Here is an 18,587-nt window from a genome sequence, read left to right as displayed (position 1 = left end):
ATTCTTTACCCGCTGCCTTGACTCATTTGCGTAACTAGCACAAACGACTAACTCGAAAGGAAGTAGACGTGGCCGACACCGAAAACCACGCAAGCCGGCGCGTGATTGTCACCGGAGGAACCAGAGGAATTGGTCGCGCGTGCGCAGAGCACTTCGCCCGACGCGGCAACCGTGTCCTGGTCTGTTCGCGTAGTGCTTCCGAGGCGCAGGCAGTAGCCGCTGAGCTCAAGCAAGTCGGCGGTACTGCTGAAGGAATGGTAGCCGATCTTGCTGACCCTGAAGTGGGCTCCAAAGTCGTTGGGCGATGTGTCGATCTCTTCGGCGGGGTCGATGCCCTGGTGAACAACGCCGGGATCTTCGAGTCGACGGCGCTTGTCGACGTGACGGCCGCGGACTGGGATTCGACGATGCACACGAACCTGCGCGGACCGGCGCTGACTTCCGCCGCTGCTGCGCGGGTGATGAGGGCCGCGGGCCATGGCTCTATCGTCAACATCGCTTCTATCAACGGTTTGGCACCGGAGGCCAACTTCGCGGCGTACAACGCCTCAAAAGCGGGGTTGATTTCACTCACAAGGACGTCCGCTATCGAGCTCGCAGATGCAGGCATCCGCGTCAATTGCGTTGCTCCCGGCCTGATCCGAACGCCGATGGCGGAGCCCTGGATCACCGGCCTGTCCGATGACGTGGTTGCGCGATGGGCACCGATGCGCCGGTTCGGACTGCCCGAGGAGATCGCGACCGTTGTTGGCTTCCTGATCTCCGACGCCTCCGCATACATGACCGGTGAAACGCTCACGGTTGATGGCGGTACGTTGGCCCGCCAGCCTGTCCTTTGACTCAGCCGACGTGAACCGACTGGATGACGCAAGAGCCCAAGCGCCGCAACGCTGCTTCGACACAACAGCGGTACCCGACTTGCGGACCCCTTTGGTAACCGAATCGTCGTCGGGTTCTGTAGCCGTCCAGAAGGTATGATTCGAATCATGAGGGCGGCCGATTCAGATTTCGCCGACCACCGGGCATTGGCCGACGCGCTCACCGCCGAACGGCCGCTGCATGCGCTGGTGAGGGCGTTATACCGCATCTCTTCTGCGCCTGTGGCTGTGATCGATCTGCGTGGCGGCGTGCTGGTGAGTGTACCTGAGCGAGCGGAATGGATGGCGAAGGAACTCGTCGCCGTATCGCCTCCTCCGGACAGTCCCGTCGCCGGATGCATCCTTCGGTCGGTTGAGCTGGAAGGGGAACCAGTCGCCGTGCTGGCCATGCGTGGACAAGGCGCGTCGACGAAGCTCCTCACTTTTGCCGCCACCCTGGCAGGTATCGAACTGTCACGACGGCACGCCATCTTGAGCGGGCGAAGAGAGCTGTTGGGCCAAGTCCTTGAAGACGTGATTGCCGGTTACCTCGGCGAAAAAGAAGGCGCGCGACGACTCCTTGACCACGGCCTGGACGTAGCCAAGCCGCACGAGGTCGTCGTCGGGTCCGCCGATGGTTCGCCTCGCCGGCTCCGGTCGTACCCCTGGAACCTGCACACCTTGCTGACCCAGCAGAACGATCCGCACCTGCGGACGATCGTGGACGACAGATTGGTACTAGTCGTTCCAGAACAAGCCGGCCTGTTCGTGGCGCGGCTCTGCCACGAACATTTGGCCAGGCTCGGGCCCAACGCACGAGTCGGTGTAAGTAAGCCGCGCGTTGGAGTGCGGGGCCTGAGGCTAGGCTACTTCGAGGCGCGCAACGCGCTGGCTGAAGGGTACGGTGTTCATGTGCATCGGACGCAAGATCTGGCGACGGCCCTCCTGATAGCTAGTCTGGAGGCAGGGGTACCGCTTCGCGACCTCTCGGCCGAAGCTCTGGCTCCGTTGGTGGAGTACGACCGAAAGAACGACACCCTGCTGGTAGACACACTCCGCTGCTACCTCGCAGAAGACGGCGACATGAGCGCGACGGCAGCTGCGCTCTTCGTACACAGAAACACCCTGCGCAACCGCCTGCGGCTAATCGAAGAACTCACCGGACGCGACGTGTCATCGCCAAGCAACTACGCTCACTTCTGGCTGGCCACGTCAGGTCTGGATCTTCGCTCCAGCGCCAATCTCTCCTCCCTTTTCGAACGAGGTACAGTTCAGGATGACTAACAACGTCCGGGTCGCCATGGAGAGCGTCCTCTTCTTAGGCGGAGACACGGGCGCAACACGCGCGTTTTTCAACTTGGTAATGGACCGATTGCACGAAGGTTCAGACTCCGGCCAAACGGTGTCCTTCGTACCGTCAGTCGACGCGCCGATACCCCCATCAGGTTGCTGGATTCCGTGCTTCGGGAGCACTGACAAGGACGCATCGGCTCGCCGAGCCCTAGATTTCGGCGCCGACTTGGTGGCCAAATTGGCTGTAGGTGGGCAGGACCTGAGTGTGTACTCGGCGCCCGCTGGAGCGCTTTTCGTGCTCGCTGAGCTTGTCGGCTCTAAGCCGCAACCGCAGAGACTCGGGCAGGTGGCGTTTGTCGATCTCTACACGCCACGGGCAAAGGAAGCCGCGAACTATTACGCGAACGCATTGTCGTGTCGTGTAATTCATGAACTGAAGCCAACCCCGGGCGACTACCGATTCCTGGCCTGGGGCGATGAGCCAGTCGCGGGTGTGGTCGACATGCTTGATGTTCTCCCGGAATCCGTCCCACCGCACTGGATTCCGTACTGGCGGGTGCTTGATTTAGAAGGGGAGGTTGCGCGCCTGAGTGACTTCGGGGCCAGGGTTCGTGTGCCGGTCACGGAGTCTGCCCTAGGTCCCTTCGCGCTGCTCGCGGATCCCTTCGGCGTCACCTTCGGACTACAGACGCCACTCTCAGACAATCTGCTCGTCGAGCACGCGAAGTCCCAATCGTGAATGTGGGCGCGCACAGTTAGGGCGGCTTGAACGGTGCGCATGCCTATGTTGATGCGCAGTGCGCCTGAATAACGTTAGTCCCTATCAGCTCGACTATCGACGATGGAGACGACAAGTGACCACTTCACTGCCACCGGCACCCCTCACCAAATCCGACCTGGACATTGTGCTCGAAGAACGACTCTCGGACGCCCGGACGCTGCCCGCAGACGCCTACTTATCACAGGACATTCTTGACTGGGAGCGCAAGCACCTCCTCGAGGCCGCGTGGGTCTGCGTCGGCCGCAGCAGCGACGTCGCCAAGGCAGGGGACCAGCGTGCCGTCCGAGTCGGCACCCAGGGCATCCTGCTGACCCGCGACGATTCCGGCGCCCTCCATGCCTTCTACAACGCTTGTCGCCACCGCGGCCACGAATTGCTTCCGGTGGGCGCGTGCACGAACAAGAAGTTGGTGCAGTGCCCGTACCACGCTTGGGTTTTCGGCCTCAATGGGGAGCTTCGGTCGGCGACCCAGTTCATGGACACCGAGAACTTCAACAAGGAGGAGTGGCCGCTGCTCGAGGTCCGATCCGTCGAGTGGTTCGGTTGGATCTTCATCAACGCCTCCGGTGACGCCCCTGAGTTCAGCGAGTGGGTCGGCAATCTGACCGAGGTGGTGGCTCCATGGGACCCCACGGATATGGTTGTCGGTGAGTCACACAACTACACTCTCAAGACCAATTGGAAGACCGTCGTCGAGAACTACCTCGAGTGCTACCACTGCCCGTCAATTCACCCCGAGCTCTGCCGCGTCGCCCCGCCGGAATCCGCAATGGGCCTGCATCAGACAGGCATGTGGCTGGGCGGCGGCCTGGAGTTTCGTGACGACGCGGACACGAACAGCCTCGACGGCCGCAGCGGCGGCGACCGCATCGTCGGAATTGATGACGAGCAGGCCCGCTGGACGCTCTACTTCATGCTCGCCCCCAACCTGCTACTGACGCTCCAGCCGGACTACGTGATGACCCATCGGCTCGTGCCACTTTCCCCGGGCGAGACGTGGGTGGAGTGCACGTGGTACTTCCCGCGCGAGGTTGCCGAGCGGCCGGGATTTGACCCGTCCTTCGCTGCGGACTTCTGGGACATCACCAACAAGCAGGACTTCGGCGCCTGCGAGTCCGTTTACCAGGGCATGCTCACTGACGGTTACCGCCCAGGTCCGTTCGATGAACGCGAGGACGGCGTCCGTGCTTTCCAAGCCCAACTCGCCACAGCCTATCTGACAGGTCGTTGGGAGAAACCACTACAGATTAGCTTGGGCGCCTCCCATGTCATCTGACCTGGAGCTCTCTCTTGAGATCACGGCGGCTTCACTTGTGGCCGCCGGTGTGCGGTCGCTGCGCCTTGCGCGCGGCGACCGTGCTCCACTCCCCAATTGGGATCCGGGTGCACATCTCGAATTCGAGCTGCCTAACGGGCTGATCCGCCATTACTCGCTCTGTAACGACACCAACGAAACCGACTCGTATGAGGTGGCGGTGCTCTTGGCTCCCGAAAGTCGCGGAGGGTCAGAATACGTGCACAACGATCTCCAGGTGGGCGACGCAGTGACCGTGCGCGGACCGCGGAACAACTTCCCCTTCGCAGTTAGCAGCAGCGAGCGGGCGCTCTTTATCGCAGGCGGTATCGGCATAACCCCAATCTTGCCCATGATCAGAAAAGCCAACGAAGACGGCATCGAATGGAGCCTCGTCTACGGCGGCCGGTCTCGAGACTCGATGGCCTACCTTGACGAACTCCAGCGCTACGGGTCACGGGTCCAAATAGTGCCCCAAGACGAACTCGGCCGGATCGACCTTCAGGCACTCCTGGGAGTGCCTCAGCTCGACACGAAAGTCTACTGCTGCGGACCTACGGGACTTCTGGACGCAGTCCAGCAACTCTGTGGGACGTGGCCGACCGGCACACTGCATCTGGAGAGATTTTCTGCCGGAAGCCTCGACGAAGGCGTGGAAGCGGGCTCAAGCGTGTTCACCGTCGTCGCGGAGCGCAGCGGCGTGACTTGTGAAGTTGCTGTTGGTGAGTCGATCACAGATGCGTTGGGGCGGGCCGGAATCGTCGTGCCGACCTCCTGCAAGGAAGGCATTTGCGGTACATGCGAGACCAAAGTGATCGCCGGAGTTCCTGACCACCGCGACTTCCTCCTTGGCGATGCCGACCGTGAATCGGGGGCGACGATGCTCATCTGCGTGTCCCGTGCAAATACGCCAGAACTCGTCCTCGACGTTTAGCGTTCAAGGGTGGGTAAACGGAAGAGAAACTCACTTCCACCAACCACTTACTTGGGCCGTCTGCCAGGTGTTAATACTGCTCAGCAGTTGAGGCAGGGCTTGCTGCCCGTGGCGGGCGCGATTGTCACCGTAGCGGAAGCGGCGGAAACAACGGTCTCGGGCATCTGACCGGCCAGTGTGCCGCGAACCGTCGAGAACGAGTGGGCCGGCAGGCGGAGTACCAGCTGGCCGTCGCGTTCCTTCACCTCCAGAGGACGGGGAGCGACGGCGTAGGGGTGCGCCGGCGCGTTGAACGCTGCGACGCTGTCACCGCTGAGCACCAAGGCCTCCACGTGCTCCAGCCGGCCGCCGCGCAGATCCAGGACCACCTCGCTCTCATCCTCCAGCCCAAGATTGGCCACGGAGATGAGCACCTGGCCGTCCTTCGTGCTGGCAGACGCAGTAAATGCCGGGAGCTGGGCACCATCCAGCTCATACGAAGCGCCGGAGTCCACGTACGTGTGCAGCACCGCGGCGTCCTGGTGGCCTGCGTTCATGGCGAAGACGTGGAACGTGGGGGTCTTGACCAGGGCGCCGCTCTCCGGATCGGTGAGCAGCATGGCTTGCAGGACATTCACGGTTTGGGCGATGTTGGCCATGACCAGGCGGTCCGCGTGGCGGTGGAAGGAATCGAAATGGATGGCCGCCACCAGGGCGTCGCGGACGGTGTTCTGCTGGTACAGGAAGCCGGGGTTGGTGCCGGGCTCCACGTCCCACCAAGTGCCCCACTCATCCAGGACCAGCCCCACCGCTTTGTGCGGGTCGTAGACGTCCATCATGGTGGAGTGGGCGCTCAGCAGGGTCTCGATATGCTGGGCTGCCTTGACGGTCTTCCAGTACTCCTCCTCGCTGAATTCAGTGGCAGAGCCCTTCGCGTCCCAGTGGCCGGACATTGTGTAGTAATGCAGGGAAATGCCTTGGTATGGGAACGCCTTGCGGTCCACGCCACCCTTGTCATGGAGAGCCTCCATCAGGGCTTTGGTCCAGGCCACGTCATCGGCGTTGGCACCGGCCGCGATCCGGTACACCTCGTTGCCATTGTGGGAACGGACGAACGTGCTGTACTGCCGGGCCACATCTGCATAGGCCTCAGCGCGGAAGTGGCCGCCGCACCCCCAGGGCTCGTTGCCGATGCCGAAGAACGGGACCTTCCAGGGCTCGTCCTGGCCGTTCTGCCGTCGGAGGGCGGCCATGGGTGAATCATCGGCGCGGGTGAGGTATTCGATCCACTCGCTCATTTCCTGGACGGTGCCGGAACCCACATTGCCGTTGACGTAGGCGTCCGCACCGAGCATCTCGCAGAGGTCCATGAACTCATGAGTACCGAAGGAGTTATCCTCGACGACGTCGCCCCAGTGGGAATTGACCATGCGCGGGCGCTGCTCACGGGGTCCGACGCCGTCACGCCAATGGTATTCATCGGCGAAGCAGCCGCCCGGCCAGCGCAGATTGGGGATCCGGAGTTCGCGCAGGGCTTCCACGACGTCATTCCGGATGCCCCGGGTGTTGGGGATACCGCTGTCCTCCCCCACCCAGAAGCCGCCGTAAATGCAACGGCCAAGGTGTTCAGCGAAATGGCCGTAGACGTGACGGCTGATGGTGGGGCCCGCGATGTCCAGGTTGACGACGAGCCGGGGCGAGGATGCCATGGTCGAAATTCTCCAAAGTCTATGAGTAGATTTAGCTAGATTTCCGGACGTTGAGCCGGAAGAGGGCCGGTCCTGACCCCGAGGGCGCGGGGCGCCATGCGCGATCCGCGCGGCTACCAGGTGTCGGGTGCCGCACCAAAGGGCACGACGTCCGGCCTGTCGACCGTGCTGTCCACTTCAATGACCCGACGCTCTTGACTCGCGCGCGTGATGGCATCCATGACCTCGAGGACGTGGAACGCTACCCGTCCGGAGGCCCGATGTGGGCGGTCTGTCTCGATGGCTCTGGCCATGTCTGCGAGGCCGTAACCGCGCCCGGCATCCTCGTAACCAGCGGAGGTTGGCGCCTCACGCCGTTCAGGTTCTTCCCGGGTCATCAGTTCGACGGGGTCGGAGAATCGGTTCGGGTCGGGGACGGCGATGGTGCCATCGGTGCCGTAGATCTCGAAGAGCGGTGTCCGCGTGGCCCAGACTTCGAAGCTGACCGTGATCGTGGTGGTCACCCCGTTCGCGTGCTCGAGGATCGCGCTGACATGGGTGTCGATCTCGACGGGAATCGGCGTGCCGGCCAGGGGGCCGGTCTCGACGGTTCGCGCACGGTCGGACCTTGTGGCTACTCCCGATACGCGGACGACGGGTCCGAAGAACATGACAAGGCTGGTCAGGTAGTAGGGACCCATATCGAATAATGGGCCGCCGCCGGGTTGGTAGTAGAAGAGGGGTGACGGGTGCCAGCGTTCGTGTCCGGGTGCGGACCAGTGAACTTGCGCCGCTACCGGTGCGCCGATGGCACCTGCGTTGAGCAGCTGCAGGGCAGTTTGGACGCCCGTGCCGAGGACCGTATCGGGGGCACTCCCGACTCGAAGTCCCAAAGAGTCGGCAAGCTCCAGCATGGGGAGGGCTTCTTCCGGGGACAGCGCGAGGGGCTTCTCGGCAAAGACGTGCTTGCCGGCGTGGAGCGCCCGCGTCCCGACTTCGACGTGCGCGGCGGGGATGGTCAGGTTGATGATCGAGTCGATTCGGTCGTCGGCAAGGAGTTCATCGACTGTCAGGGCTTCGATGCCCTGCTCGGCCGCCACCTCGTGCGCTCGTTCTTCGTTGATGTCTGCGACAGCGACGAGCTTGAGACCGGGCAACTTCGGGAGGCTTTCGAAGTACTGTTCGCTGATCTTTCCGACGCCGATGACTCCGACGGTTAGCGGGACGCCCACAGCAGTCCCCTTTCGATGATGGTTTTGACGTTCGGGTTCTCGAGGATGTCGACACGGTGACCGGGAGTAGAGACGAAGATGCGGCCCTCGCCCCACTGCCTAGTCCAGATGGCGGGTGAGGTGATTTCGCGGTTCCACGGATCCCAGGGCCGGACGGCTTGGGTGGTGGTCGCGAGCACGTCGTTGTAGTCGTCGTGGAGTACCCAGTACTGCTCAGTGGTCAGCTCGAAGTCGCCGATGCCTTCGGTGATGGGGTGCGAGGCTGCAGCTTCGGTCAAGTTGATGGTGTGAGGGCGATAATTGTCAGCCTGCTCGCCGGTGAGCTCTTCGGGGGCTTTGCCGGGGTGCGCAGCGAACTGGCCTCCGATCAACTGCAGATAGTCGGAGTTGTTGCGATAGGAGTCGGCGATGCCGCCATGCCAGCCTGCGAGTCCCGTTCCCGCTTCGACGGCTGATCGGAGGCCTTCGAACTCTTCCTTCTCGATCGAGGTCATCGTGTTCGACTGGACGATGAGGTCGACCGAGGGCATGTAGGAGCTGTCAGCATAGACTGCGGGTGATTCCTCCACGCGGACCGTGTAGCCGCGCGCCTTGAGGAACGGGATGAAGAGGTTTGTGGCCTCGACGGGTTGGTGCCCGTCCCAACCGCCGCGCACGACGAGTGCGGTTTTGGTCGTGAATCCTGGATCAGGGGTACTCATGTTTTCCTTGCTGCCGCCATGCGGCATGGTTCGTTGATGCGTTCTTGCGGGCGTCGCTCAGCGGCTGGAAAGCGACCCGCCGATTCCGCCGACCGAGAAGTGCTTGTTGAGGAACGCGAACAGGATGATCGGCGGGAGCATCATCACGACGGCGACCGCCATGACGAGGCCCCAGTTGGTGGCGTTCTGCTGGAAGAAGGATTCCAAACCGACCGGAAGGGTGTAATTCGGGTCGGACCGGAGGAACACGACGGCGATGAGGTAGTCGTTCCAGGCCAGGAGGAACGAGAAGATCGCGGTTGAGAGGACGCCCGGCAGGGAGTTCCGGAGGACGATGCGGGTGAACGAACCGAAGATCGTGGCACCGTCTATCCAGGCGGCTTCTTCGAGAGCGATGGGGATGGAGTCGTAGTAGGCGGCCATCATCCAGATGGCGACGGACATCGTGGCACCGACGTAGATGATCACGACGCCAAAGAGGCTGTCGACCAACCCAAGGTTCGCGAACAAGATGAAGAGCGGGATCGCCGAGGTGACGACAGGCAGGGACTGCACGACAAACAGGATGAGCGAATATCCCGACACGAGCCGGTTGCGGGCCCTGGACAGAACGTAACCGGCGGGAGCCGCGACCGCGACGGCGACAACGACGGTACAGGCGGTGATGACAAGGCTGTTGCCGAGCCAGGTCAGGACGGCCGTCTGCGTGAAGATGTTCCCGAAGTTCTCGAAGGTGAGACCTTCTGCGTTCGAGCCGAGTGACGGTGTCAGCGACAGTCCGAAGACGGCGACGATCGGGACCAGGACGACGGCGGTCATGAGCAGGATCAAGACGAAGCGGGGCCACTTGCCTCTCTCACGGATGTCCTGTGAGGTCTGGCGGTCGGCCGGAGTTCCGGCCCTGTCCGTGGGTCCCGTTCGGACTTCTTCTTGAGGAGCACTGGTCGTTATCATTCGACGTTGACCTTTCGGATCTGGCGGTAAAGAACGACCGAGATCACCACGAGGACGAACGTCATCAAGAACGCGATGGCGACGCCGGGCCCGGTCTGGAAGTTCTGGAAGACGGTGAGGTAGGCGAGCAGGACCAGCGACGTCGTCGCATGTGCCGGGCCCCCGCCGGTGAGCAGGAAGATCGTCGGGAAGTCGTTCACGCAGAAGATCGTCATCAGAATCCACGACACAAACGTCGTACGCGCAATCAGCGGGAGTGTTATCAGCCGGAACGACTGCCACCCTGTCGCCCCGTCGACCTTCGCCGCTTCGTAGACGTTCGTGTCGACTGAGGCGAGAGCCGAGGACATCATCATCATCATGAACGGGAACGAAATCCACACTTTGAAGAGGCAGACGACCACCTGCGCAAGCACCGGGTCTGCCAGGAAGAGCACGTTTCCGAAGCCTAGACGCTCAGCGATCACCGGAAGCGGGCTCTGGGGTGTTGCAACCAGCCAGTTCCACGACGTGGCGGAGACCACCGTGGGAACGATCCACGGCAGGAGAAGCAGTACCTTGAACAGCCCGCCGGCAGGGATGTGGGTGCGAAGCAGCAGGCTCAGCGCGAGTCCGACGAGCCAGGAGCCGAACACGCCAACAATCGTGAAGACGACGGTGAAGGACGTCGCCGACCAGAACGAGGGCTGGGCGAGGACGTCGCCGAAATTCTTCAATCCGACGAAGGGCCCGGTGTCGAGAAGGGTGCCGTCATGGAGTGCTTGAATCAAGGCATAGACGAGCGGGTAGACGTTGAGGAGCAGGAGGAGGATGAGCGATGGTGCTGCGAATGCTATGAGAGTCCAGGTACGCGGTGTAAACCGTTTCCTGGCCCGACCGGCGGGCGCCGGACCGGGCTTGCGTCCCGCCCCGGCCGGTCCGACCCCACGGCGTGCACGTTTGACGCTCTCGGCGATGCTCGTGGATGTCATGGATCAGTCCTTGATGAGCGACGTCAACGTGGCCTGGAATGTGGTCAGGGCGTCCTTCGGAGCCTTGCCTGAGAGAACGTTCTGGCCGAAGTCGGAGATGGCGGGCGTGCTGTCGACGTAAGAAATGTTCGAGAAAAGGGGGGTTCCGCCGGGCGCTGCCCAGGTCTTGGCGATGGGCTGCCACATCTTGACGATCTTGACTGCGTTTGGGTCCGACTGGAATTCCGGGGTCGCCGCGATTGATTTCAGAACCGGAAGGCCGATACCGGTGTTCTGGGTCCACAGGGCCTTCATGTTCTGGTAGTAGTAGGTCATGAACGCCTCCGAACCCTTCTGGCTGGGCGTGTTCTTGTACATCATGATGTTGTTCGGGAAATACAGCGCGCCCTTTTTGCCGCTGGCGCCAGTGAGCGGATCGCTGACAAGCAACTTGGATGCTGCTGCTCCCCCGACGTTTGCCGCGAGGTTGGGGACGTCGAAGCCCATGCCGAACTTCTCGGCCTTCCATTGCGAGTTCGCGTTCGTGGCCGTGTAGCTGATGGCTGCCGGGTCCATGTAGCCCTTGCTGATGTTCTCGCGCACGAACTCGAGAGCTTCGATGTTCGCGGCGGTCACCAGGTTAGGCTTGTGCTCTTCGTCGAAGATGCCGCCACCGTTGTTGATCATCAGGCCCACGATCATCTGGAAGGCGTTACCGCCGCTGGCGTTGCCGTTGGCCGCGAACCCGTACACGTCGATCTTCTTGAGAGCGGCTGCGGCGTCGAGGTAGGACTGCCAGTCGGTGGGAGGAGTCGCGCCCGCCTTTTCGAGTAGCTCCTTGTTGTACCAATTCACCCGCATGTCAAGGTTGTACGGAACGGCGACGTATCCGGCGTCGGTCTTCATCGTGTCGAGGACTCCAGGGAGGAAGTCATCGTAGATGCCATTGGATTTCCAGCTCTCGATGAGGCCGTCCGCGGGAGCGATGAAGCCTTGTTTAGCGAACTGGAAAGCCTGGGTTCCGCCGCCCGAGGAGATGGCCGGCCCGGTCTTCGATGCGAGGGCAGACGAGAAGGTCTGGTTGAAGTTTGCCCACTGGATCGCCTGATATGTCGCCGCAGGAAGCCCCGACTCCGGTTTGTAGCCAAGGGTGATCTTGCTGTCGAGCGTGTTGAACGCCGGAGTTCCCCAGGGCATGTTCCAGAACTTCAAGCTGGCGCTTGCCCCACCGCCACCGCCCCCGGTCGAGCAAGCCGCAAGAGCGGCGACGGCCGCGCCGCCTCCGACAAGGCCCAAGAAGCCCCGCCTTGATGTAGTAAGACGTGAAGTCTCCATCGACTTTCCTCCTTGACCCGCCACCGGGTCATCGAATATTGAAAAGTTGCGCAATTTTCGATTATCGTTTTGCGCAGAGTGAGTATACATATCGCCATTCGGAGATCAAAGGATAATTTTTTTGCGCAAAAACAACAGTCCAGCGGCGGATGGCAAGAACCCGACCTTGGCCGACGTGGCAGCCGCGGCCGGCGTCAGCACACCGACAGTGTCAAAGGTTCTCCGCGGAGCAACAGACGTGTCCTTCGCAACGCGCGAGCGCGTGGTCCGGATCGCACAGGAGATGGGTTACGCGAAGACCAAGCGATCACAAGCTGTGGGCCGGCTGCCCGCGAACGCGCCTCGCCTTGTCGACCTTGTGGTGAGCAACATCGGTGGTTCCTGGCCAAATAGCATCCTCACCGGCGTCGAAGAAGCCGCGGCGGTCGCGGACTGCGACGTGGTCCTCACCATCGCCCGCCCGGACCGCGACTGGGTGGGCCGCCTCCTGCGCCGCCCCTCAACCGGAGCCATCGTCGTCCTGGTCGATCCGACGTCGACGCAGCTGAGCGCACTCGACGCGGCTGGCATACCGGTCGTCCTCATCGACCCGATGAGCCCTGCCCCTCGCAGTGCCGCGAGCGTGGGCGTGGCGAACTGGGAAGGTGGACGGATTGCGGCGGAGCACCTTCTAAGCCTGGGGCACAAGCATTTCGGCCTCATCGGAGGGGTGAAGAATCACCTCTATAGTCGGGCGCGCCTCGACGGTTTTCGTTCTGCCCTGTCGGCCACGGACCTGCACGTCGAGCCTCGGTTAATCGGTGCTGCTGATTGGAACCGCGACGAGGCACGCGATTTCGCCGTCGACATCCTGGGCCGGGAGGACAGGCCGACCGCCATCTTCGCGGCATCGGACATGATGGCCCTCGGCGTCTACGACGCGGTGCGCTACCTCGGCCTCGACATCCCCGGGGACGTCAGCGTGGTCGGATTCGATGACGTGCCAGAAGCGACTTGGGCGACACCGCAACTGACGACGGTCAGGCAGCCCATTCAGGAAATGGGAGCCACCGCCTTTCGCATGCTCCTGCGCTTGACGAATCAGCGAGAAGGCATCGACCCAAACACGGACGGGCCAAGGATTGAGCTCGCGACCCGGCTCATCACACGGGGTTCGACCAGCATCCCCCGCACTCAGGCAGACACATGACTGACGGGTCCTAGCCGCGGGCCGTGGCGGTAGCCGCATGGGCGGTGACCTGGCGTCTGGCCAGGGCATCCGAGGCCTTCGCCGAGGCGTAGAGGGAAGCCGCCAGCGTGAGGGAGAGGACAACGCCTGCTGTGATGAGGCTGGGGTCAACGGGCGGGGCACCTTGGCCCGTCGCCTCGGCGCGGGCCGACCCGTTGAAGAAGGTGATGGCGGTCAGTACGCCTACACCGAGGGCGACCTCGGTCCAGACGACCTGCGGGAAGTGACGCAGGGTCAAGTGTACGAGGGAGGCGGCCGGGTCGGCCTCACGGGCCAGGGCGATGCGTGGCATCAGCCAGAACGAGTTCACGGCGCCGGCGGCGATCATTCCAAATACCAGAACGATCTTGACCAGCAGGATCAGTCCGTTGGTCGTGGTCCACAGCTGCTGGATGCTGCCGATGTGCTGCCAGGTCAGCCACAGGCCGGAGATCAGTACCGCTCCGACGCTTGTCAATGCGACAAAGCCGAACCGCCGCCACATGTCCGCCCACAGCAGGCCGGCGCGTTCGCTCAGACTGCGACGGGTGCCAGCAAGCACGACGAGCAAGGCCAGACCGCCGAGCCACGTGCAGCCGCTGACAATGTGAGTTTGCAAGAAGACCTTGTTGAGAAGGGCGTCCGTGGTTGCGAAGGGGGCCGGTGGTACGAGCCTGATCAGCGCCGCCGCCAGGGCAAGGGGCAACGCGGGCAGCGCGAGCCTGTCCAAGCGGCGCCGTGCGTGTGGGCTGAAGAGGGCGATCAGCAGGGCGGAGGTCAGGACGACGATGAGGCTCTGCACCAGGAAGAGCGTGCCCCCCGAAACCCAGTTTCCCGGCTTCGCGGGCGCACTCATGAAGGCCCATATCAGTCCGGGTTGCAGGGCATCGCCATACGGCGTGCCATTGCCTGACTGGGCCACGAACGCTGCGAGCTGGAAGTAGGCGGTGACGGCCAGCAGGACCCCGGCCCACGCCAGCGAGGTCGCGGTCCGGCGACGCAGCGTCTCGACATCGCCACCCTCGTTGCCTGGTATTCGCAGTGCCGGGCGTACCACCGTCGCGTACGTCACTGTGGTGCCGATGGCCCCGGACAGGCCGACGAAGTAGCCAAATAGGGACAGCATTTGCCAAAGCGGAGGGATGGTATAGGCGATCGCGGAGGCAGTGAGGTGAGAGTTCATGACGTTCATCCTGTTGTCTACAGTTGACGATTTCGCGAACAAATGGCGATGAAACCAAGTCATGTTGGCAAAGGATTTGATGGGATGGGGCGCCGCCCGCCGGCGCCCCCGGAACAGTTGCTCCTGTCCCGGGGGCGCTTTTCCGTTCGACCAGGCCGCGGCTACTTAGGCGGGAAGGTCAATCACAACCCACATCTTCCGGAGGGTCTCGTGGATCTCCCAGGTACCCCGCCACCCTGCAGGCGTGACGAACAGGGAACCCGGACCGACTTCGAAATTGCTTCCGTCTTCTTCCGTAATGGTCGCTGTGCCGCTCAGGATCTGGCAGATCTCGTCATAGCCCGGCCGGGTGCTCGCGAACGTTCCCGGAGTGACCTCCCAGATGCCCGTCTTCAGCCCTTCGCGGGCCCAAAGACGCAACGACACCTCCGTCTGCCCCGGGGTGCTGGACGTTGCCTTGGGGCTGTGCTCGCCCGGGTTCGTTGTGCTTGCATCGCTCATGACAGTGGCCTTGACCATTGTTACTCCTTCTGGGACTGCGCCCTTCGAAAGTGCCTCCCGTCTTCGGAAGAGCACAAACTTAACCTTAGCAATTGTCAACAATCGACGATAGGGCTGAGATGGAAAATGTCCCGGTCAGGCGCGGCGCCTGCCCCGACCTCTCTGGCCCGCATCCGCGCGCAGGAGTAGCGTCGGTGTGAGGATGCAGGAGGGACGGTCAGCGCCAGGCGAAAGGCCGGGGCTGCCTGACACGGGGTTCTTGAAGGAGCCAACAATGGCTGGATGGAATGCTGACACGGCCGCCGGCCCGCTCGGCGCCGGGACGGTAACCCTCGTGGAAGGTACGTCGTTCTGCATCTCGTTGCCCAACGGGGACATCCATCCGGATTCACCGCACGGGGTGTTCGTCCAGGACACCCGCATCCTGTCGCGTTGGTACCTGACCATCAACGGCCAACCATTGGAGCCCCTGGCAGCCCAGACCAAGGAGCCTTACCGGGCCGTTTTTGCAGGCCGTATTGTCCGGTCGGAAGGATATGGGGACAGTCCGCTCATCGTGGAGCGCATTCGTGAAGTCGGCGTTGGAATCCTGGAGCATGTCACGGTGCACAACCACTCCATGGAGCCAGCAGAATGCTCGATCTCGTTCAGCGTAGGTTCCGATTTCGCGGACGTGTTCGAGGTGAAGGAAGCCCGGATCCAGCGCCAATGGAGCGAATCACGCGAGCTGGGCGAACATGAACTCACCATCCGTGCAAGTTGGCAGGACATCCGCAAGGCCGTCGTCATCAAGTCCGAAGGTGCGGATGTCGCCCCGGATGCGCTGACGTATCGCACCACGATTCCGCCACGTGGCCAATGGAAAACGGTGCTCACCGTCGCGCCAGTGCATGACGGAATGGTGCCGGCGGCAACTGTGGTTCATCCCGCCGTCGGCGAACTCTCACGCAGCGACCGCCGCAGACAGGAATGGGTGGCCAAGATCCCCGTTCTCCATATGGGCAACCACTCCATCGAACGGACGCTGCGGCGAAGCTACGACGATCTTGGCGCCCTTCGCATCGAGGACCCCACCCACCCGGAGAGGATCGTCGTGGCAGCCGGTGCTCCATGGTTCATGACGCTGTTCGGCCGGGACTCGCTCTGGGCCTCGGAAATGGCCATGTCCGTTGATCCATCTTTGGCTCTTGGCACGCTGCAGACATTGGCGGACCGGCAGGGGGCGGTGGTCGACCCGGTGACAGAGGAGGAACCCGGCAAGATCCTGCATGAGGTGAGGCTGGACGTCTCCAGCAGCCTGGCCCTGGGAGGCAAGTCCATCTACTACGGCAGCATCGATGCGACACCGCTGTTCGTGACGGTCTTGGGCTCGGTCAGCCGTTGGGGCTTTGCCAAGGACACCATCGCCGCCCTGCTCCCCCACGCGGACAGGGCTTTGGATTGGATCCGGGACTACGGAGACAGGGACGGCGACGGCTTCGTCGAGTACGAGCGCCTCAACGACCGGGGTTTGATCAACCAGGGCTGGAAGGACTCCTGGGACGGGATCAACTTCGCCGACGGAACCCTCGCAGAACCGCCGATCGCGCTCTGCGAAGTTCAGGCTTACGTCTATGACGCGTACATGGCACGAGCTTGGATTGCCTACGACGACGGAGACGCAGCTTTGGCGACCGAACTCGCCGATCTGGCTGCCCGGTTGAAGGCACGGTTCAATGAGCAGTTCTGGATGCCCGATCGCGGGTACTACGCCATAGCTTTGGACGGCAACAAACGGCAAGTGGATGCCTGCGCCTCGAACATGGGGCACTGCCTTTGGGTCGGCCTCGTAGACGAGGACAAAGCGCCGCTGGTCGCCGAACGGTTGATGTCCCCTGAGATGTTCAGCGGCTGGGGCGTGCGAACCCTGGCCAGCGACATGGGCGCCTACAATCCTGCCAGCTACCACAACGGCTCCGTCTGGCCGCACGATAACGCCGTCATTGCCGCCGGCCTGATGCGCTACGGATTCGTCGAAGAGGCTCAACGGATTGCGTCCGCCCTGTTTGAAGCCGCTGACTACTCGGAAGGCCGCCTTCCGGAGCTTTTTTGCGGATTCAGCCGGGACCAGTACAGCCAACCCGTGCCCTATCCGACTGCATGCTCGCCCCAGGCGTGGGCAGCGACTTCACCCATCCAACTAGTGACGAGCCTGATGAGATACGACACCCATGTTTCCCGCGGCGGGTTCTGGATGGACCCGAAGCTGCCGCCTTCCTACGGCGACCTGCATATCACCAACGCGCCTATGGCGGGCGGCCGGGTAACCATCGACATTGCAGATTCGGTTCCCACCGTGCAGGGACTTCCACCTGGGATGGTCTTTCATCGAGGGCATCGCCCATGGCTGGCCGAACTGGTGGCCCAGGCCGGCCTGCGGATTTCTGAAGGCGGGCTGCGCGACGGAGCCTAGCGGTGAACCTTGCCGACGGCGGCCGCGGTAAGCAGGCTGCTGAGCGGAATCCGGTCCCGGATGGCCTCGACAAGCGAGTCCTCCAGCTGCTCGACGCCAACTGCGACGGCCCCCCGGAGGCATTCCCGCTCGTCGGTGAACACCGTCAGCGGAACCGGGGTATCCCCGGGGATAGGGGTCTGGTGCAGGGCGGCGCCGGTCTCCCCCAGCATGGTCAGCTTTGTCCCGTAGATCTTGCTTGTGTAGACCGGCAGGTCCGAGAACGGCCCGAGCGCCTCGCCCAGGCCGAGGTCGTGGAGGACCGAGCGACCCGCGTGCCGGCCTTGGGCGAGAGCGCTGGCCCAGTTCTCAGTGCGTCGGGCTCGCGCAGTTGTCGCGACCCTGGCCACATCCCCCGCCGCGTAGACCCCTTCGGCCCCGAGCGCCCGCAGCGAAGGGTCGACGGCCACCCCGTCCTCCACGTCAAGCCCGCTGCCCTGGAGCCATTCGGTGTTCGGGAGGCTGCCCACCGCCAACAGGAGCAGGTCGCCCGTCAGTCGGTGTCCGTCATCCAGGCGGACCATGACCCCGTCCTCACCGACGCTGCAGCCGGTGACCGTGCGCCCCATGTGCGTGTGCACGTGCTCGTTGTGGCGGTCCAGGAGCCACGCGGCCGCATTGCGGCCGAGCCGGTCCGACATGGGTACCGGCTGCCTCGCGACCAGGTCCACTTCCGCTCCGGCGCCACTGAGCAGGCTAGCCGTTTCCCCTCCGGTCAGCCCTGCACCCAGGATGATCACGCGCCCAGAGCGCCGAAGGTGATTGCCGGCCCAGCCGAGCAGCGACCTCATGCGTGCTGCGTCCTCCGAGGTGCGCAGGGTCACCACTCGGTCCGGCATCGAACAGGCGCTCCGCGGCCAGGACCGCGCGCGCAAGCCGGTGGCTATCACGAGGGAGCGGTATCGAAGCACCTTGCCGCTGGCAAGCCCCACCTCCCGGCGCACGGGGTCCAATGCCGCAGCCTCGTCCGGCGAGAGCCATTCGACGTCGGGTGTCCGCGCCTCCGGCAGGGTCAACTCAAGGTGGGAGACTGCCGTGGACAACATCTTCGTGTTCACGGCCGTGCGGTTATACGGCAGGGCGTCCTCGCCGCGCACGACTGTGACTTCGCCGTCGTACCCTCCTTCCCGCAGCGTCGCGGCGCATGCCGCACCGGCTATCCCGGACCCAACCACGACGACCCGATCTTCCTGCTTCATGCGCGCTC

Annotated in this window: 16 protein-coding genes; 7 read left to right on the top strand and 9 right to left on the bottom strand. The window is 63.1% G+C overall.

Features of this window, described 5'->3' with window-relative positions:
* Nucleotides 1-68: 68 nt before the first annotated feature.
* From ACFVTG_RS12170 to ACFVTG_RS12150, 5 genes are all read left to right on the top strand, one after another.
* Entirely contained in the window at nt 69-839 is a 771-nt protein-coding gene (locus ACFVTG_RS12170) for an SDR family NAD(P)-dependent oxidoreductase (RefSeq protein WP_390280708.1), read from the top strand.
* A 147-nt stretch (nt 840-986) separates the two neighbouring features.
* Complete coding sequence (locus ACFVTG_RS12165) at nt 987-2,141, top strand: helix-turn-helix domain-containing protein (protein ID WP_284755890.1); 1,155 nt, start codon at nt 987-989, stop codon at nt 2,139-2,141.
* The gene (locus tag ACFVTG_RS12160; RefSeq protein ID WP_284755888.1) at nt 2,134-2,889 is read left to right on the top strand and encodes a hypothetical protein; all 756 of its coding nucleotides are present in this window, start codon (nt 2,134-2,136) and stop codon (nt 2,887-2,889) included. Before ACFVTG_RS12165 ends, ACFVTG_RS12160 begins: the two co-directional genes overlap by 8 nt.
* 115 nt (nt 2,890-3,004) lie before the next feature.
* Nucleotides 3,005-4,207: an aromatic ring-hydroxylating dioxygenase subunit alpha gene (locus tag ACFVTG_RS12155; protein ID WP_284755887.1), complete on the top strand. Its 1,203-nt coding sequence runs from the start codon at nt 3,005-3,007 to the stop codon at nt 4,205-4,207.
* On the top strand, nt 4,197-5,159 hold the full coding sequence (locus ACFVTG_RS12150) for a PDR/VanB family oxidoreductase (protein WP_390280705.1): 963 nt from the start codon (nt 4,197-4,199) through the stop codon (nt 5,157-5,159). Before ACFVTG_RS12155 ends, ACFVTG_RS12150 begins: the two co-directional genes overlap by 11 nt.
* A gap of 80 nt (nt 5,160-5,239) precedes the next feature.
* On the opposite strand, the gene ACFVTG_RS12145 is transcribed toward ACFVTG_RS12150, so the two are convergent.
* The 6 genes from ACFVTG_RS12145 to ACFVTG_RS12120 form a co-directional block, all read right to left on the bottom strand.
* Nucleotides 5,240-6,847, bottom strand: a complete 1,608-nt coding sequence (locus ACFVTG_RS12145; protein ID WP_390280703.1) for an alpha-N-arabinofuranosidase — start codon at nt 6,845-6,847, stop codon at nt 5,240-5,242.
* Nucleotides 6,848-6,960: 113 nt separating this feature from the next.
* A complete protein-coding gene (locus ACFVTG_RS12140) occupies nt 6,961-8,058 on the bottom strand; it encodes a Gfo/Idh/MocA family protein (protein WP_390280701.1) in 1,098 nt (365 codons plus the stop codon).
* Nucleotides 8,043-8,759: a ThuA domain-containing protein gene (locus ACFVTG_RS12135; protein ID WP_390280699.1), complete on the bottom strand. Its 717-nt coding sequence runs from the start codon at nt 8,757-8,759 to the stop codon at nt 8,043-8,045. The genes ACFVTG_RS12140 and ACFVTG_RS12135 overlap by 16 nt, the downstream gene beginning before the upstream one ends.
* 57 nt (nt 8,760-8,816) lie before the next feature.
* Complete coding sequence (locus ACFVTG_RS12130) at nt 8,817-9,713, bottom strand: carbohydrate ABC transporter permease (RefSeq protein WP_390280697.1); 897 nt, start codon at nt 9,711-9,713, stop codon at nt 8,817-8,819.
* Nucleotides 9,710-10,684, bottom strand: coding sequence for a sugar ABC transporter permease (locus ACFVTG_RS12125; RefSeq protein ID WP_332602298.1), 975 nt, complete (start codon nt 10,682-10,684; stop codon nt 9,710-9,712). The genes ACFVTG_RS12130 and ACFVTG_RS12125 overlap by 4 nt, the downstream gene beginning before the upstream one ends.
* 3 nt (nt 10,685-10,687) lie before the next feature.
* The gene (locus ACFVTG_RS12120; RefSeq protein WP_390280695.1) at nt 10,688-11,998 is read right to left on the bottom strand and encodes an ABC transporter substrate-binding protein; all 1,311 of its coding nucleotides are present in this window, start codon (nt 11,996-11,998) and stop codon (nt 10,688-10,690) included.
* Between the two features lie 121 nt (nt 11,999-12,119).
* Here ACFVTG_RS12120 and ACFVTG_RS12115 point away from each other — a divergent pair, with 121 nt between their 5' ends.
* Complete coding sequence (locus ACFVTG_RS12115; protein WP_390280693.1) at nt 12,120-13,187, top strand: LacI family DNA-binding transcriptional regulator; 1,068 nt, start codon at nt 12,120-12,122, stop codon at nt 13,185-13,187.
* A 10-nt stretch (nt 13,188-13,197) separates the two neighbouring features.
* On the opposite strand, the gene ACFVTG_RS12110 is transcribed toward ACFVTG_RS12115, so the two are convergent.
* Both ACFVTG_RS12110 and ACFVTG_RS12105 read right to left on the bottom strand, forming a co-directional pair.
* Nucleotides 13,198-14,388 (bottom strand): CopD family protein, encoded by a 1,191-nt coding sequence (locus ACFVTG_RS12110; protein ID WP_390280691.1) that lies wholly within the window; start codon nt 14,386-14,388, stop codon nt 13,198-13,200.
* A 165-nt stretch (nt 14,389-14,553) separates the two neighbouring features.
* Nucleotides 14,554-14,907 carry a cupin domain-containing protein gene (locus ACFVTG_RS12105; RefSeq protein WP_390280689.1) on the bottom strand — a complete coding sequence of 118 codons (354 nt, stop codon included), beginning with the start codon at nt 14,905-14,907 and terminating at the stop codon, nt 14,554-14,556.
* A gap of 256 nt (nt 14,908-15,163) precedes the next feature.
* Here ACFVTG_RS12105 and ACFVTG_RS12100 point away from each other — a divergent pair, with 256 nt between their 5' ends.
* A complete protein-coding gene (locus tag ACFVTG_RS12100) occupies nt 15,164-17,341 on the top strand; it encodes a glycogen debranching N-terminal domain-containing protein (protein ID WP_390280687.1) in 2,178 nt (725 codons plus the stop codon).
* Here ACFVTG_RS12100 and ACFVTG_RS12095 read toward each other — a convergent pair.
* Entirely contained in the window at nt 17,338-18,579 is a 1,242-nt protein-coding gene (locus tag ACFVTG_RS12095) for an NAD(P)/FAD-dependent oxidoreductase (RefSeq protein WP_390280685.1), read from the bottom strand. The genes ACFVTG_RS12100 and ACFVTG_RS12095 overlap by 4 nt on opposite strands.
* Nucleotides 18,580-18,587: the final 8 nt, after the last annotated feature.

Origin of the sequence: Arthrobacter sp. NPDC058127, assembly GCF_042884555.1 — a bacterium.
In the GTDB taxonomy this organism is placed as follows: domain Bacteria; phylum Actinomycetota; class Actinomycetes; order Actinomycetales; family Micrococcaceae; genus Arthrobacter.
This window is presented reverse-complemented; position numbering and strand designations above follow the sequence as displayed.